Annotated in this window: 15 protein-coding genes; 2 read left to right on the top strand and 13 right to left on the bottom strand. The window is 38.2% G+C overall.

The genetic code is table 11. The features are described 5' to 3' along the window. Positions 1 to 61: 61 nt before the first annotated feature. From glyS to rpsU, 12 genes are all read right to left on the bottom strand, one after another. Positions 62 to 2,137, bottom strand: coding sequence for a glycine--tRNA ligase subunit beta (gene glyS, locus IEU90_RS03670; RefSeq protein WP_153709731.1), 2,076 nt, complete (start codon positions 2,135 to 2,137; stop codon positions 62 to 64). Between the two features lies 1 nt (position 2,138). Further along, on the bottom strand, positions 2,139 to 3,125 hold the full coding sequence (gene glyQ, locus IEU90_RS03665) for a glycine--tRNA ligase subunit alpha (protein ID WP_153709732.1): 987 nt from the start codon (positions 3,123 to 3,125) through the stop codon (positions 2,139 to 2,141). Positions 3,126 to 3,386: 261 nt separating this feature from the next. Then, positions 3,387 to 4,172 carry a DNA repair protein RecO gene (gene recO / locus IEU90_RS03660; protein ID WP_153709733.1) on the bottom strand — a complete coding sequence of 262 codons (786 nt, stop codon included), beginning with the start codon at positions 4,170 to 4,172 and terminating at the stop codon, positions 3,387 to 3,389. Positions 4,173 to 4,187: 15 nt separating this feature from the next. Beyond that, positions 4,188 to 5,093, bottom strand: a complete 906-nt coding sequence (gene era / locus IEU90_RS03655; RefSeq protein WP_188357748.1) for a GTPase Era — start codon at positions 5,091 to 5,093, stop codon at positions 4,188 to 4,190. Between the two features lie 12 nt (positions 5,094 to 5,105). Continuing rightward, the gene (locus IEU90_RS03650) at positions 5,106 to 5,501 is read right to left on the bottom strand and encodes a diacylglycerol kinase family protein (RefSeq protein ID WP_153709815.1); all 396 of its coding nucleotides are present in this window, start codon (positions 5,499 to 5,501) and stop codon (positions 5,106 to 5,108) included. Next, positions 5,485 to 5,964, bottom strand: coding sequence for an rRNA maturation RNase YbeY (ybeY, locus tag IEU90_RS03645; protein ID WP_153709735.1), 480 nt, complete (start codon positions 5,962 to 5,964; stop codon positions 5,485 to 5,487). Before ybeY ends, IEU90_RS03650 begins: the two co-directional genes overlap by 17 nt. Then, entirely contained in the window at positions 5,964 to 6,965 is a 1,002-nt protein-coding gene (locus IEU90_RS03640) for a PhoH family protein (RefSeq protein ID WP_153709736.1), read from the bottom strand. The genes ybeY and IEU90_RS03640 overlap by 1 nt, the downstream gene beginning before the upstream one ends. A gap of 132 nt (positions 6,966 to 7,097) precedes the next feature. Further along, positions 7,098 to 8,486 carry an argininosuccinate lyase gene (gene argH / locus IEU90_RS03635; protein WP_153709737.1) on the bottom strand — a complete coding sequence of 463 codons (1,389 nt, stop codon included), beginning with the start codon at positions 8,484 to 8,486 and terminating at the stop codon, positions 7,098 to 7,100. Continuing rightward, positions 8,476 to 9,708, bottom strand: coding sequence for an argininosuccinate synthase (locus tag IEU90_RS03630; RefSeq protein WP_153709738.1), 1,233 nt, complete (start codon positions 9,706 to 9,708; stop codon positions 8,476 to 8,478). Before IEU90_RS03630 ends, argH begins: the two co-directional genes overlap by 11 nt. A 151-nt stretch (positions 9,709 to 9,859) precedes the next feature. Next, positions 9,860 to 10,837 (bottom strand): choloylglycine hydrolase, encoded by a 978-nt coding sequence (gene bsh / locus IEU90_RS03625; protein ID WP_153709739.1) that lies wholly within the window; start codon positions 10,835 to 10,837, stop codon positions 9,860 to 9,862. A gap of 110 nt (positions 10,838 to 10,947) precedes the next feature. After that, positions 10,948 to 11,394: a GatB/YqeY domain-containing protein gene (locus IEU90_RS03620; RefSeq protein WP_153709740.1), complete on the bottom strand. Its 447-nt coding sequence runs from the start codon at positions 11,392 to 11,394 to the stop codon at positions 10,948 to 10,950. Between the two features lie 59 nt (positions 11,395 to 11,453). Beyond that, positions 11,454 to 11,645, bottom strand: coding sequence for a 30S ribosomal protein S21 (rpsU, locus tag IEU90_RS03615; protein ID WP_003674289.1), 192 nt, complete (start codon positions 11,643 to 11,645; stop codon positions 11,454 to 11,456). 299 nt (positions 11,646 to 11,944) lie between these two features. On the opposite strand from rpsU, the gene IEU90_RS03610 reads away from it, so the two are divergent. Both IEU90_RS03610 and IEU90_RS03605 read left to right on the top strand, forming a co-directional pair. Beyond that, positions 11,945 to 13,453: an ABC transporter substrate-binding protein/permease gene (locus tag IEU90_RS03610; RefSeq protein WP_153709741.1), complete on the top strand. Its 1,509-nt coding sequence runs from the start codon at positions 11,945 to 11,947 to the stop codon at positions 13,451 to 13,453. Then, positions 13,443 to 14,183, top strand: coding sequence for an amino acid ABC transporter ATP-binding protein (locus IEU90_RS03605; RefSeq protein WP_153709742.1), 741 nt, complete (start codon positions 13,443 to 13,445; stop codon positions 14,181 to 14,183). The genes IEU90_RS03610 and IEU90_RS03605 overlap by 11 nt, the downstream gene beginning before the upstream one ends. 59 nt (positions 14,184 to 14,242) lie before the next feature. On the opposite strand, the gene aspS is transcribed toward IEU90_RS03605, so the two are convergent. Beyond that, positions 14,243 to 16,045 (bottom strand): aspartate--tRNA ligase, encoded by a 1,803-nt coding sequence (aspS, locus tag IEU90_RS03600; protein ID WP_188357747.1) that lies wholly within the window; start codon positions 16,043 to 16,045, stop codon positions 14,243 to 14,245. Between the last annotated feature and the right edge of the window lie 192 nt (positions 16,046 to 16,237).

Here is a 16,237-nt window from a genome sequence, read left to right as displayed (position 1 = left end):
ATATCCCTATTTCACTAGTATATATGATAACACAAGTTTTCGACAAAACAATCAAAACGCCTTATTTCACAATTAAATTGTCTAAATTACCAATTAAAGCAGTTTGGTTAGCCAAAATACTTAACTGTGCTAAACGGTTATTGCGAATATCCTCGTTTTTATCCATAATCATATTTTCATCAAAGTACTCACTAATTACTGGCGCTAATGTTCGCAATGCGGCAAATGCTTCACTTACTGTCTGCTGTCCTTCTTCAGGTAGCTCTGAAACAGCGGTGTACATCTTCGCTTCAGATGGGTTTTCAAATAAATCAGGATTTACAGAAAGCTCACTAACTGGACGCTTATCTTTCTTAGCAATTCGCAACACACGAGTAAGCGCTTCAATATCTTCTTTAAAGCTTTCATCGTCTTTATGCTCATCAATAGTTTGCACTGCATCGAGGATATTAGCAACATCATCCTGACGTGTATCAGTAGCAGCATCAATAACATCATGACGGATCTTTCGACCATGGAAAAGCTGTTTAATCCGATCTAGGAAGAATGTACGAACCTCCGCACTATTTCTATTTAGATCAAAGTTAGTTTCGATGTTAGCAGCTTCAAAGGCTGGAATAATCTCTGTTTGAATATTTAAGAGCGGAAGGTGCCAGCCACGGTCCGCAATAATCCGAACAATTCCAAAAGCTTGGCGCCGTAAAGCATATGGATCATTAGAACCGCTTGGAATCATATCGACAGCAAAGAAGCTCATAATACTATCAAGTTTATCAGCAATTGCTAAAATTGCCCCAATCTTAGTTTGTGGTAATTCGCCTTCAGCAGAAATTGGCATGTAGTGTTCCCGAATAGCCGTAGCAACATCATCTTTTTCACCAAATAATTTTGCATAGATTTCACCCATAATTCCTTGCAATTCAGCGAATTCACCAACCATCTGCGTTGTAAGGTCAAACTTGTAAATATGAGCTGCTCGATTAAGGTCAGCTAATTCCGTATCTGTTAAGTTTAATTGCTTGCCAAGAACATTAGCGATTACTGCTACCCGTTGCATCTTATCGTACATTGAACTGATTTTATCATGGAAACTTACTTTCTTTAGTCGTTCAACATACTCATCAATCGTTAACTTCTGATCCTCTTGATAGAAGAATTGTGCGTCTTCCAACCGTGGAACAAGCACCCGTTCATTACCTTTGATAACATTATCAAGATAATCAGTATTTCCATTTCGAACGGAGATAAAGTGTGACAATAATTTTCCGTCATGGTCACGAACACAGAAGAACCGTTGATTATCTTTCATTGAAGTGATCAAAACAGCATCAGGTAGCGCTAAATACTTTTTATCAAATGATCCCGCAAAGGCAGTCGGCCATTCAACTAAGTTATTTACTTCTTCTAATAAATCTTCATCCCAATCAACTTGCCAATCGTTTTCATTAACAATCTTTTCGATTTGGTTCTTAATTAATTTCTTCCGCTTTGCCTGGTCCGCAATAACAAAATCATTATTTAGTAACTCTTCATAGTCATCTGCTTTGGCAATTTCTACCGGGTGGCCTAAGAAACGGTGACCCTGCGTTTCTCGACCAGCTTCAACATCAAGAATCTTAAATGGAACGACTTCTTGATTCAATAAGGATACCAGCCACCGAATTGGACGAATAAATTGTAAATTATTATAGCCCCATTTCATAAGTGTTGGGAAAGTCATTGAAGTAATTACTGTTGGCAACCCCTGAAGAACTTCAGCGACGTTTTTACCAGCAATATGCTTCTCTACGAAAACATATTCAACGCCTTTTACGTTTTTGAATTCAATATCTTCAACAGTAGCGCCTTGGCCACGGGTAAAACCAATCGCAGCCTTTGTCCAATTACCATCTGCATCTTGAGCAATTTTTTTAGCAGGCCCCTTAACTGACTCATCAACATCTGGCTGCTTATCACTTAATCCATGAATCAACAATGCCATTCGCCGTGGCGTTGCAAACTCCTGAATATCATCAAAAGTAATTCGTTGTTCCTTAAGGTAATTTGCTACTCGTTGATGTAACTGCTTGATGCTAGGAGTTACAACATGGGCAGGCATTTCTTCAACACCGACTTCTAGTAAATATGTGTTTGCCATTCTACTTATCCTCCTTTTGAGCTTTCTTAGCGGCTTTCTTTGCTGCTCGTTCTTTTGCTTTTTCGGCTTTTTCCGTATATTCTTCAACTGTCTTTTGCCGAACTGCTTCGTCATGAATTAGTGGGAATCCACGCTTTCTTCGTTCTTCAACAAAGGCTTTGGCAATTGACTTTGCCATAATACGAATCCGGTGTAAATAACCTGCTCGTTCAGTAACAGAAACAGCGCCACGAGCATCTAACAGGTTAAATGTATGGCTGCACTTTAATACATAATCATATGCTGGGTGAACAAGGCCAAGTTTAATCAAGCGTTTTGCTTCCTTTTCATAATCATTAAAATCTTGAAGGAGCATATCCTGATTACTTTCTTCAAACGCATACTTGGAGTGTTCATATTCAGGCTCTTGGAAGATATCACCATATAGAACACCGTCAGCCCATTCCAAATCATAAACTGAATCAACATTCTGGATGTACTCAGCTAACCGCTCAAGGCCATAGGTAACTTCAGCTGCGACCGGACTCATTGGTAATTCACCAACAACTTGGAAGTAAGTAAATTGGGTAACTTCCATCCCATCAAGCCAAACTTCCCAACCAACGCCGGCACATCCCATTGAAGGGTTTTCCCAGTTATCTTCAACAAACCGAATGTCATGTTCTAATGGGTCAATACCAAGTTCCTTTAAGCTGCCTAAATATAATTCTTGAATATTATCAGGAGAAGGCTTCATCAATACTTGAAATTGGTGATGCTGGTAAAGACGATTGGGATTTTCACCATAACGTCCATCTGCTGGTCGGCGTGATGGCTCAACGTAGGCTACATTCCAGGGTTCAGGCCCAATAGCACGAAGAAAAGTATAAGGACTCATTGTCCCCGCACCCTTTTCATTATCATAAGCCTGCATTAACATACAACCTTGATCAGCCCAATATTGTTCTAGTGTGAAGATTATGTCTTGCACAGTTAATTTATTTGTCATAGTCTTGACTTCCCCTTTCAATGAAAAAGTCCCTACAGTATCACAACGGATACTGTAGGGACGAAATTAATCGCGGTTCCACCCTACTTTTTTACATTTCTGTAAAACAGCTTAGTTTCTCAATGGCTGTTAGAGTGCCAAGGATAAACATCTACAAGGCTTTCACTGTCCCTTGCTCGCTGGGTTATCTATCCGATAATCTCTGTCATTGCCGATATTCTATTAAATACGTTCTTATCATAGAAAAATATTTAGTAAATGTCAATCATTCATTGACAACTTTCCAATATTTTGTTCCCATTTGTTCATTTGTTTAATAAACCGCTTTGACTTCAAATTTAACCCTACTTGGTTATCATACAATGTATCTAACACTAACTGTAACCGTTGTTTAGTTGCTGAATTAATACGAATCGAATTTAATTTTTGTAAATTAATTGTCGCAAATTGCTGTAAATAATACACTGTCTTTCGATCTAAATGCATTCGATGATCATCAAGCGGCCAATGATTTTGACATAGCATTCCACCATATTGTTCGGAGAAATCCAGCATAAGATCATTACGACCGCATACAACGCAGCGATCCCAAACAGGGGCAACACCAAATGCTACTAATAATTGGGTTTCAATTATATTCGTGATTACCTGCTCATCTAATCCTTTTTCAATTAAGTCTAGGGCCGCAGCAACCTGATTAAACCATGCCCCAATACTTCGACCATCACTAAATGCACTATCGACTAATGCAAGAATATAGGTAACATACGCATTTTTATTAATATCACTTGCAATGTTGTGGTATTGTGCTGTATCACTTGCCGTGTTAATAAAGCTCAGCCCATTTTCATCAAGAGAACCGATATACGTTCCATGGGTAAACGGCAGAATGTCAGCTGTCATTCGAAAGCCACGTTTTTTTGCATTTTTCATAAAAAACATTGCCGGGCCAATTTTGTCAGTAAGCATTTTTATTAATAAATCTCGTTCGCGGTAATCCTGGCGGTACATAATTATCCCGGTAAACTGCGTGATTACGCGTGCCATGGAACTATCATCCCTTTAGTAATCTTTATTCCGATAACCGTAGTCTTTTAGCATAGCTGACTTATCCCGCCAATCCGGAACAACCTTTACCCACAATTGAAGGAAAACTTTATCTCCTAGTAGCCTTTCGATATCCTGGCGGGCCATTGTGCCGATCTTCTTTAGCATTTTCCCGCCTTTACCAATAATAATGCCCTTTTGACCAGGCCGCTCAACAATAATGTTAGCGGAAATATGAAGATGATTTTCATCCTCCCGTTTTACTGAAGTCACATCAACAGCCACTGAATGAGGAACTTCTTGACGAGTAAGCAAAAACACCTTTTCACGGATCATTTCAGCGATAACAAATCGTTCGGGATGGTCGCTAACCTGATCGGCTGGGTAATATTGCGGTCCATTTGGCAGGATTTCAATTAAATCATTAATTAGATTGTTGACATTATTTCCTTGAAGCGCAGAAATCGAAACAATATCCTTAAATGAAAGGGTATCTTTATACTGGTTGACTATTTCTGGGAGATCATTAGGATTAACTTGATCAATTTTATTAACGACCAAAAAGATCGGTTGACTGACTTTCTTTAGTCGTTCAATAATAAAATCATCACCAGGGCCTCGCTTCTCAGTCGCGCTAACTACAAATAAGACAGCATCTACTTCATCCAATGCTGACATTGCTGATTTCTCCATAAAATCGCCCAATTTGGTTGATGGTTTATGTATCCCTGGAGTATCAATAAAAACAATTTGCGCTTCAGGACTAGTATAAATTCCCTGAATCTTGTTACGAGTTGTTTGCGCAACGTTACTCATAATTGCGACTTTTTGACCCACAACGTAATTTAATAGCGTCGACTTACCAACGTTAGGACGACCAATTATGGCAACGAAACCTGACTTATAGTTTGGATTATCCATACTAAAAACTTCCTATCTAAAAATTATTAACAAACGAGGGATAAAAATAATCAATCCCACTAAAACAGAAAAGACTGCTGATATAAGCACACCACCAGCAGCAACGTCTTTGGCTTTTTTTACATTCAATTCGTAATGATGATCAACAATCAAATCAGTAACTGCTTCTGTAACGGTATTAAGAAATTCAGCCGTAAAAACGACAAAAATTGCTAATAAAATCCATAGCCACTCCATTGCAGATATTCGTAATAAAGCAGCAAGCAAAATAGCGCAGCACGCTGCTAAAAGATGATAACGCATATTTCGTTCTTCACGAAGCACTTGTATAATTCCATCGATTGCATGGCGCATTGCCTGTATCAAATGATAATTTTTCTCAGTCTGGTGTTTATCGCGTGAGGCCATAGTCATCTAATATCTCCCGTTGTAAACCAAACATTTTTTCTTCATCAGCAGGGTCTTCATGATCATACCCATTTAAATGAAGAAAACCATGAACAGCTAAAAAACCTAATTCACGATCAACGGAATGTCCCAAAAATTTTGCTTGTTCACCAACTTTATCAATCGAGATGAATAGGTCGCCTAAATTAGCAGGGATTTCCGCAGCCATTTCAGGATCCATAATAATCGGCGTTTCTTCCCCTGATTCTTCTGCAGCAAAACTTAAAACATCAGTTGCACGATCAACATTACGATATTGTGCATTTAATTTTTTTATCTCTGGATTATTGACAAACGTTAAAGACATTTCAGTGTTTTCAGCGAGTCCTAACTCAGCAGCTGCAAACTGTAATAAATCAATTACCATTTTTTGCTGCTCACTTGAAATGTGGTCTGCTGTATGGTCAAAAAGTTCCAAGTCCATTACTTTTCCTCTTTATCTTTCTGCGCTAATCGCTTTGATGTCTCATCTTCATAAGCAGTAATAATGCGTGCTACTACTGGGTGACGAACTACATCTTCCGCGCTAAACTTAACAAACTTAATTGATTTAATATTAGTCAAAATTCGTTCTGCATTAATGAGACCACTACGCGTTCCGTGGGGCAAATCAATTTGCGAAACATCACCATTAACAACCATCTTTGACCCAAAGCCAAGACGAGTCAAAAACATCTTCATTTGTGCATTAGTTGTATTTTGAGCTTCATCTAAAATTACAAATGCACTATCAAGAGTTCGTCCACGCATATAAGCAAGCGGTGCAATTTCAATAACGCCTCGGTCAATTAAACGCTGAGTATGATCCGCACCAAAAATATCATTTAGGGCATCATAGATTGGTCGCAAGTAGGGGTCAACTTTTTCTCGAAGATCACCAGGCAGGAATCCTAGACTCTCTCCTGCTTCAACAGCTGGCCGAGTTAAGATAATTCTCTCGACTTCGCCTCTCTTCAGTGCTGCTACCGCCATTGCAACAGCTAAATATGTCTTACCCGTTCCAGCAGGGCCAATTCCAAATGTAATATCATTATGCTTTATTGCATTAACATACTGTCGCTGACCAAAATTTTTGACGCGAATTGATCTTCCACGTCGATCTTTTATAATAGTTTCACTGTATAAGTCGGCAAAATATTCTAAAGTACCACGATGGGCCATCTTCATTGCGCTAACAATATCAGTACTATGAATTCGAATTCCCTGATTAAGTAAAGAAATTAAGGCTTGAAATACATCAATGGTAAGTTTTACATCTTCCTCCAACCCGGTTACTTTTAAATTTTCACCAAAGGGCCGAATTTCGACGTCCATTCCTTGTTCAATTAAGCTCACAAATTTATCTTGCGTTCCTAATAAACCAACTTCAATTTCAGGGCTTTCAATTTGAAAAGTTTGTTCAATCTTCTGTTTTTGTTCTCCCAACTATACAATCTCCTTTAATTTAGCAGATTTTATTTAACGTTAATTATAGCATAAGAATAATTACAATAAAAAAGAGAGACTGAGAAAACTGGTTAAGTTTCTCCCTCTCCCGTCATTTGTATTTAGTTTTGATTACTTATCACTTTTCAAGATGTCTTTAGCGATTTTAATTTGTTGACGAACTTGTTCAAACCCTGTACCGCCATATGAATTCCGACGCTCTACTGCTACTTTAGGCTGTAAAACGGTATATACATCTTCATTAATTTTAGGAGAGATTTTTCGATACTCTTCTAATGGAATATCAACAAGATTTGTTCCGGTTTTAAGCCCTTTTAATACTAACTCACCGACAATTTCATGTGCTTTTCTAAAAGGAATGCCTTTTGTTGCAAGGTAATCCGCTAATTCTGTTGCATTTGAGAAATCATGATGAGTTGCATGTTCCATCGCATCCTTCTTCACTTGTAAGGTTGCAATCATCCCAGTCATAATTTTAATGCTTGGCAAAATCGTCTTTATGGCGTCAAATAAACCTTCCTTATCTTCTTGCATATCCTTATTATAAGCAAGCGGCAACCCCTTCATTGTAGTCAGCAAACCAAATAGGTCACCGTAAACACGACCAGCTTTTCCACGAATTAGTTCAGCCATATCCGGATTTTTCTTTTGCGGCATAATTGAACTACCAGTCGAATAGGAGTCTGCTAATTCTAGGTAGCCAAATTCATAGCTGCACCAATAAATTAGTTCTTCACATAAACGTGATAAATGCATCATCAAAATACTAGCATTACTCAAAAATTCCAGCGCAAAATCACGGTCAGAAACAGCGTCTAAAGAATTATGGTAAGGTTCAGCAAAGCCTAAATATTTTGCACTCAGTTGACGGTCAATTGGAAAAGTAGTACCCGCTAATGCTGCCGCCCCTAGAGGTGATAAATCGGTATGTTGTTGATTGAACTCAAATCGCTCAACATCCCGTTGAAACATCTGGAAATAAGCCATCAAATAATGACCATAAGAGATCGGCTGAGCGTGCTGCATATGAGTGTAACCGGGCATAATTGTTTCAACATTTTCCTCTGCCTTATCGACTAATTCGCCTTGCAGTTTCTTTAATTCACGAATAATAATCGGTAACCGTTTTTTTACATATAGGTGAAGATCAGTTGCAACCTGGTCATTCCTGCTCCGCCCTGTATGAAGCTTACCAGCAACAGGACCAATTTCTTCTGTTAGTAATGCTTCAATATTCATATGAATGTCTTCATTATCTATTGAAAATGGGAGTCCTTCGCTAGTTAATCGTTCGCGCAGCTTTTCAAGTCCAGCGATAATTTTATCTGCGTCAGCTGCGGATAAAATCTTAGTCTCTTTTAGCATTTTCACATGAGCCAGTGAACCTTCAATGTCTTCTGCTGCCATCTCCTGATCAAAGTTAATTGATGCGTTAAATTGGTTAACTAGTTGGTCACCAGCTTCTTCAAACCGGCCACCCCACATTCTCTTAATGGGCATCGCTTGTCTTCTCCTTTACATCTTGTTTATTCTTATTTTGTACTTGAGCATAAACTTTATCTGGTAATTCCCACAATTTGATAAATCCAGTTGCTGCTTCTTGATCAAATTCGTCAGCTGATGTGTAAGTAGCTAGGTTCTTATCATAAAGTGAGTTTGGTGATTTCCGTCCTTCACAAATGACATTACCCTTAAATAATTTAACCCTTACAACACCGTTAACAACTTCTTGGGATTTATCAATAAAGGCTACTAAGGACTTCATCAATGGTGAATACCAAAGGCCGTTGTAAATGATTTCACTCATTTTTTGTTCAATCAATGGTTTGAAATGGGCAACTTCCCGTTCTTGAGTCAAGTCTTCCAAGTCCTTATGAGCTGCTAATAAAACAGTAGCAGCTGGACACTCATAAATTTCCCGCGACTTAATACCGACAAGCCGATTTTCAACATGATCAATCCGGCCAATACCATGACTGCCTGCCAATTTATCAAGCTTCATAATTAGCTGGTCTAAAGGCATCTCTTCTCCATCAATGGCAGTTGGTACACCCTCATTAAATGTTATTTCGATAGTAGTTGGCGTATCTGGTGCTTCTTCAATCGAAACTGTCCGATCATAGGCGTCAGCCGGAGCAGCAGCCCATGGATCTTCCAAAATTCCACATTCATTTGCACGTCCCCATAAGTTTTCATCAATTGAATAAGGACTAGCTTTAGTAATCGGTACCGGAATCCCATTATCTTTAGCGTACTGAATTTCTTCTTCCCGTGACCAGTGCCAATCCCGGATAGGATCTTCAATCTTCATATCAGGGGCTAAAGCATGAATTCCAGCTTCAAACCGCACTTGATCATTTCCCTTTCCAGTACAACCATGGGCAATTGCAGTCGCACCGTATTGATTAGCAACTGCTACTAGTTTTTGCACGATTAATGGACGAGAAAGTGCTGAAACTAATGGGTACTTTTGTTCATACATCGCATGGGCTTGAAGTGCAGGTAATACAAATTGTTCAGCAAAGTCGCGCTTAGCATCAATCACTACTGATTTCCATGCACCAACTTGGAGACCTTTTTCTTTAATTGCCTCTAAGTCTTTACCTTCACCAACGTCGATACAACATGCAATTACATCATAGCCCTTATTTTTGAGCCATGCAATTGCTACTGAAGTATCCAAACCACCAGAATAAGCTAAAACAATTTTTTCTTTCGACATAATCTCGTCCTCCATATCATTTAGAAATTGATTGTTTATAAATATACAAGGTTCATGAATAAAAATCAATAGTTTTAGCATATTTTTTCAAAAAAACTCTATTTATGCAAAAAATAAACATATAATTGCATAAATAGAGTAAAAGATAAAACTAGTTTTGATAATTAATTTCTTGCTGGTTTTGAACACGATAAGTAATTAGTTCTGACGTTTCAAGATTTTCTTTATGCATATCTACAGAACTAATCTGACTATTTTCATAAGTCCGATAATAAAAGATTCCCTTTGATAGATTTGAACCATCAGAATAAATTGTGTACTCATAGGTATTTGGCGCAATCTCATCTAAGCCTTTTTGCTGTTCTACAGATTGAAGAATATGGAAATAATTAGTAATATTTTCCACTTCAGAATTGCCAACCGGTGTGTGCATCTTTGCAAATGTAGCTTTCACAAACCGGCTTTCTGAATCCATTCCGCCAGGCAGAAAATGACTACCAAATCCGCGACTATAAACTGGCAAATCAACTTCCGGCGCAATCGTATTCTCTGGAGCTGTTGGCGAAATACCGCGATAATTGCTAAGATTTACCAATTGACGCGGGAATTCTGGATTATTTGTTAAAACACCAACTGGATTATCATATACTTTTAAACCCTCAATGGTTGATTCAACAGTAATTGATGCACCAGTCTTATCCGCGACAATCCAGTGAAGCGGTGCAGCTTGTAATTTATCCGAGAAATTAAGATTTGCAATATTTGCATTAGCAAGCAACTTTTTTGCCTCATTTACTGATGATGCACTTGCGAGAATATATGGAACTAATTCAAAAGAGGCAATGTTATCCTTCCCTTGTTGAACCGGAAAGTAGTGAGCAGGGCCATTAAAATTAAGGCCTGCCATGCCTACACCCTTTTCATTTATCCCATCAAAGTATAGCGGGTAGTCATCACGAATAATTGACATCCCAATAATTGCATAATGATGTTCAAGATTGGGAATTTCACGAAATTCTAAAGTTTTATTGCGGGGAGTAATTACTATTTTCTGTCCTAAATCCACCTCCAAATCAAGGTTACGGCCAAAATAATAGTCACCCGCAGTATAGATAATTGATGTACACATAAAAAAGGCCCCTTTCCAGTCATATACAACTTAATTTTAAGTTATAACTATAAAAAAGTGCAGTCAAATGCATAGCAAGGTATTTGCTATCAATTTGATTGCACTTTCTATTATTTGTTTAACTGTTCTTTTACAACCTGGTTAACTAATTTTCCATCTGCCTGGCCTTGAACTTTTGGCATAACAGATTTCATTACCTTCCCAAAGTCCTTCATACTAGATGCGTTAAGTTCATTAATTACTCCTTCAACGATATTGGTAACTTCGTCTTTGGATAATTGCTTTGGCATATAACTTTCAACAATAGCCAATTCCTTCTTAGCTTGACTAATCAGATCTTCACGTCCAGCTTTTTCAAACTCTTCAAGAGATTCCTTGCGTTGCTTATATTCCTGTGCCATTACCGCAATTTCTTCATTGGAATTCAAATCATGACCAAGTTCAATTTGTTCATTTTGAACAGTTGCCTTTAGCATTCGTACAACGTTCAAGGTCTCCTTATCACGTTTTTTCATTGCTGTAACCATATCTGATGTTAATTGTTGTAGTAAGCTCATTTTTATCCTTCTTTCATAGAAAAAAGCTCCCACCGAGCAACAGGTGAGAGCATACATTTTTAGTAACGACGACTGCGCTTGTTCTTACGCTTCCGTGCCGCTTCAGATTTCAACTTGCGTTTTACACTTGGCTTTTCGTAAAATTCACGTTTACGATATTCTTGCAATGTTCCGTTACGTGAAACTGAACGTTTAAAGCGTCGAAGAGCGTCGTCTAAAGATTCATTCTTACGAACGACTGTTTTTGACATGTTGATCCCTCCCTCCGAGCTTAAAGTTACGTATCGAGGTCGCAGACATACTGCTTCCCTTTCACTACAAAAAACATTTTACCCAACATGACCTACCCTGTCAACATTACTTTTAAATAAAAATTTAAATTTATTATCATTCGGCAATTTACCCATTCTATAAACCAAGAAAGCGCTTTTCTATTTATACAGGTAAATGTATATTTATACTATTTTTATATTTTATATTGCATAAATAAGTATTTAAGTGTATATTTATAACAATTTAATTTTGCTATTCTGAAAAGGAGTTATTAATTATGAAAGGTTTTAAACATTTATTAATGCTGATAATAATTGCATTTCCTATGTTATGCACCCCTATTACTGCATTAGCCGCAAACGAGAGTAGTTCAACTAGTTCGTCAGCAACAAATTCATCACAAGTTGCTAGTGACGACTCTCTACAAAAGATTAAACAAAAAGGTACTTTAGTTGTTGGGATGAGTGCTGACTATCCTCCATATGAATTTACAACTAAAGAGAATGGGAAAACTAAGTATGTTGGTTTTGAAGTTTCTCTTGCTAAGCAATTTGCTAAAGATATTGGCGTTCGTTTAGTCATTAAAAACATGGACTTTGACTCCTTACTGGTAGCCTTGGAGACTGGTAAAATTGATGCCATTATTTCTGGAATGAATGTTACAAATGAACGGAAAAAGAGTGTTGATTTCTCTAATACCTATTACTCAGGTGATAGTTATTTCTTAATTAACAAGGGAGATAAGGATAAATTAGTTAGCGCAAAAAGCTTTAACGGAAAGACTGTTGGTGCTCAAAACGGGACTCTCCAATCTACTCTAATCTCTAAAGAAATGCCCAAAGCAACTGGAAAGGGACTTGCTAAACTCTCTTCTTTAGTTATTGGACTTCAATCTCATAAATATGATGGGGTTTTAATGGATGCCGCTACTGCTAAAGCCTATGCAGCCAATAATTCAAACCTATATGCCTTTAATTCAAAGCTGCCAAATACAGCCGGCGGAATAGCGATGGCATTCCCTAAAGGTGATACTTCATTAGTAAATGCTGCTAATCAGACAATCAAAAAAGTTAATAAAGAACAGTTGATTAATAAAGAATGGATTCCGCAAGCATCCCAATACATGAAGAGCTATAAAAAGCAAAATACGGTTCTTAGCTACTGGCGTTACTTCGCTAAGGGGATTAAGTACACCTTAATCATAACTGTAGTCTCTGTTATTTGCGGTTTTCTATTAGGAACTCTCTTTGCTTTAATGCGTCTGTCAAAGAACAAATTCTTACACTCAATCGCTGTTTGTTACATTGAATTTCTACGTGGAACCCCAATGATGGTTCAAATCATGTTTGTCTACTTTGGAATTGGTGCTATTATTCAATCGTTACCTGCCCTTCTTGCTGGGATTATTGCTGTTTCATTAAACTCTGGTGCATATGTTGCTGAAATAATTCGTTCCGGGATTCAATCAATTCCGCTTGGTCAGACTGAAGCCGCACGGAGTCTTGGAATGAGCAAGAATGAAACATTCCGCTACGTAATCATGCCACAAGCACTTAAAAATATTTGGCCAGCATTAGGAAACGAACTTATCACTCTGTTAAAAGATAGTTCATTAGTTTCTGTTATCGGTGTTTCTGAATTAATGTACCAAACACAACTGGTTCAATCTGCAACTTATAAAGGGGTCCTGCCACTATTCATTACGATGATTATCTACTTTATTCTTACATTTACATTATCCAGAGTCCTACTTTACTTTGAAGGGAGAATGAAACATGCCCACTAAAATGATTGAAATCAAAAATCTTCAAAAGAAATTTAAGAATAACATTGTCTTAAAAGACATTTCAGAACACGTTGACAAAGGACAAGTTATTTGTGTAATCGGTCCTTCAGGAGCAGGTAAAAGTACTTTCCTTCGCTGCCTAAATGCTCTTGAACAGCCAACAGGTGGCCAGGTCCTTTTTGAGGGACAAAATTTAATTGGTCTGAACGATAAAAAGCTTGATCAATTACGGGAAAAGATGGGAATGGTTTTCCAAGGCTTTAACCTCTTTCCTAATATGACTGTTCTCAAAAACATTACTATTGCGCCAGTTAAAGTAAAAAATATTGATGAAGAACAAGCATCAAAAACAGCAATGAATTTATTAACAAAAGTCGGTTTAGCCGATAAAGCCCAGCAATACCCTGATCAATTATCCGGTGGTCAAAAACAACGGGTTGCGATTGCCCGAGCTTTAGCAATGAGTCCAGAAGTAATGCTATTTGACGAACCAACAAGTGCCCTTGACCCTGAAATGGTCGATGAAGTACTAAAAGTAATGCGTGATTTAGCAGAATCAGGAATGACGATGGTCGTAGTTACACATGAAATGGGATTTGCCCGTGAAGTCGCCGATCAAATTTGGTTCATGGCAGACGGTTATATTCAAGAAACTGGTGAGCCAGAAGAATTCTTTAGTCACCCATCCAGTCCTCGAGCCCAAGATTTCTTAAAAAAGGTTCTTAAGTAAAAAAGCATCCTGCAAACAAGGAAGAATTATCCTTATTTGCGGGATGTTTTTTACTATATCTATTTTTCGTCAGGATCCTGGTCTTGCTTATAATCGACTTTTTCATCGAATTCGATCTTAAGGTCATCAAGCTGTTGCTCACTAACCTTACCAGGAGCGGCTGTTAATGGTTCCACTGCCTTTGAGTTCTTAGGGAATGGAATAACGTCCCGAATGTTATCAGCTTGAGCTAGTAACATTACCCAACGGTCTAACCCAAATGCTAGTCCTCCTTCTGGCGGCATTCCCATTGTTAAAGCCTTAAGCAAGAACCCAAAGCGGGCTTCTGCGCGTTCTTTCGTATAGCCAAGAGCTTTTAGCACTTTTTCTTGCACTTTCGGATCATGAATACGGATAGAACCTCCACCAATTTCGTTACCATTTAAAATAATATCGTAACTCTGAGCATGTGCTTTATGAGGATCTTCGCCGTCTTCAAGATAGTGCAAGTCCTCTTCGTTTAGCATCGTAAATGGGTGGTGGGCAGCAATCCACTTACCAAATCCTTCATCATATTCAAACATTGGCCAGTTAACAACCCATAAGTAGTTCCACTGGTCTGGTTTAATCATATCTAATTCTTCAGCAATTGCCCGGCGAAGGTAACCAAGTGAATCTGACACAACATGGAAACTTCCAGCAACAAAAAGAATTAAGTCACCATCTTGGGCATCCATTTCTGCATTAATTTGTTCAGCTTGGTCATTTAAGAATTTAGCTACCGGACCATTATATCCATCTGGTGTCACCTTGACCCAGGCAAGTCCCTTAGCACCAAAACGCTTGATATATTCTTCATACTTAGAAATATCCTTACGTGAATATTTATCAGCACCACCCGGAACACGAATGGCCCGTACGTAATTACCGTCCGCAACTGTATTAGCAAAAACCTTAAATGAACTATTTTTAACAATTTCAGAAAGGTCATGAATCAGCATTCCAAACCGGGTGTCTGGCTTATCAGAACCATATTTGTCCATAGCTTCTTGCCATTCCATTCGTGGAAATGGAGTCTTAACATCGACACCCACAATTTCTTTCATTACTCGTTTAATCAAGCCCTCTGTAACAGTTTGAATATCCTCAGGAGTAGCAAAACTCATTTCAGTATCAATTTGGGTAAATTCTGGTTGACGGTCACCACGTAAGTCTTCGTCCCGGAAGCAACGTGCTAATTGGTAATACTTATCAACACCAGCAGCCATTAATAACTGTTTAAAGAGCTGTGGTGACTGCGGTAAGGCATAGAAATGTCCTGGATAAACCCGTGACGGTACAATGTAGTCACGAGCCCCTTCAGGAGTTGAACGAGTCAAATCAGGCGTTTCCACGTCCATAAATCCTTCGTTATCATAGTAATTATGGACAATAGAAGCAACCTTGCTCCGAAGTTTTAAGTTCCGCATCATTTCTGGCCGACGTAAGTCAAGATAACGGTACTTCATCCGTAAATCTTCAGATGCATCAACATTATCAGCAATATCAAATGGCGTAGTTTCCGACTTAGCTAATACTTTGATCTTATCAACTGCTACTTCAACTTTTCCAGTCTTCATATCTGGGTTAATTTCTTTTTCAGCCCGCAGTTGAACCTTACCTTGAACCTCAAGAACATATTGGTTTCGAACAGCATTTGCTGCTTTAAATGTTTCAGGATTTTCTTTTTCATTAAATACAAGCTGAACAATGCCCTCACGATCCCATAAATCAATAAAAATGAGTCCACCAAGGTTTCGGCGTTTTGCAACCCAACCTTTTAAGACAACTTCTTGACCAACTTGCTGTTCATTTGTATCTCCAGCATAATTTGTTCTTTTCATTCTCCGTTTCCCTCTTTCAATACTTTAATAACAATTTAAATAAAAAACACCCTTGAAATTACAAGGGTGCAAATGCACGGTACCACCTTGGTATCACTCATAAATAACGCCAAAACGGCGGAGCATAATGCTCAGCTTCAAAAGTGTCAATCGAGCTTGAAAGATTTGGAGCTTACACCCTTCTCCAATCGC

Source organism: Limosilactobacillus caviae, assembly GCF_014635905.1.
Classification (GTDB): Bacteria; Bacillota; Bacilli; order Lactobacillales; family Lactobacillaceae; genus Limosilactobacillus; species Limosilactobacillus caviae.
Note: the sequence above shows the minus strand (reverse complement) of the source record. Positions and strands in the feature narration are given on the sequence as shown.

What these genes read in the sequence shown, in the direction of transcription:
- glyS (WP_153709731.1), bottom strand. Translation starts at nt 2,137, where the DNA reads ATGGCAAACACATATTTACTAGAAGTCGGTGTTGAAGAAATGCCTGCC.
- glyQ (WP_153709732.1), bottom strand. Translation starts at nt 3,125, where the DNA reads ATGACAAATAAATTAACTGTGCAAGACATAATCTTCACACTAGAACAA.
- recO (WP_153709733.1), bottom strand. Translation starts at nt 4,172, where the DNA reads ATGGCACGCGTAATCACGCAGTTTACCGGGATAATTATGTACCGCCAG.
- era (WP_188357748.1), bottom strand. Translation starts at nt 5,093, where the DNA reads ATGGATAATCCAAACTATAAGTCAGGTTTCGTTGCCATAATTGGTCGT.
- IEU90_RS03650 (WP_153709815.1), bottom strand. Translation starts at nt 5,501, where the DNA reads ATGGCCTCACGCGATAAACACCAGACTGAGAAAAATTATCATTTGATA.
- ybeY (WP_153709735.1), bottom strand. Translation starts at nt 5,964, where the DNA reads ATGGACTTGGAACTTTTTGACCATACAGCAGACCACATTTCAAGTGAG.
- argH (WP_153709737.1), bottom strand. Translation starts at nt 8,486, where the DNA reads ATGCCCATTAAGAGAATGTGGGGTGGCCGGTTTGAAGAAGCTGGTGAC.
- IEU90_RS03630 (WP_153709738.1), bottom strand. Translation starts at nt 9,708, where the DNA reads ATGTCGAAAGAAAAAATTGTTTTAGCTTATTCTGGTGGTTTGGATACT.
- bsh (WP_153709739.1), bottom strand. Translation starts at nt 10,837, where the DNA reads ATGTGTACATCAATTATCTATACTGCGGGTGACTATTATTTTGGCCGT.
- IEU90_RS03620 (WP_153709740.1), bottom strand. Translation starts at nt 11,394, where the DNA reads ATGAGCTTACTACAACAATTAACATCAGATATGGTTACAGCAATGAAA.
- rpsU (WP_003674289.1), bottom strand. Translation starts at nt 11,645, where the DNA reads ATGTCAAAAACAGTCGTTCGTAAGAATGAATCTTTAGACGACGCTCTT.
- IEU90_RS03610 (WP_153709741.1), top strand. Translation starts at nt 11,945, where the DNA reads ATGAAAGGTTTTAAACATTTATTAATGCTGATAATAATTGCATTTCCT.
- IEU90_RS03605 (WP_153709742.1), top strand. Translation starts at nt 13,443, where the DNA reads ATGCCCACTAAAATGATTGAAATCAAAAATCTTCAAAAGAAATTTAAG.
- aspS (WP_188357747.1), bottom strand. Translation starts at nt 16,045, where the DNA reads ATGAAAAGAACAAATTATGCTGGAGATACAAATGAACAGCAAGTTGGT.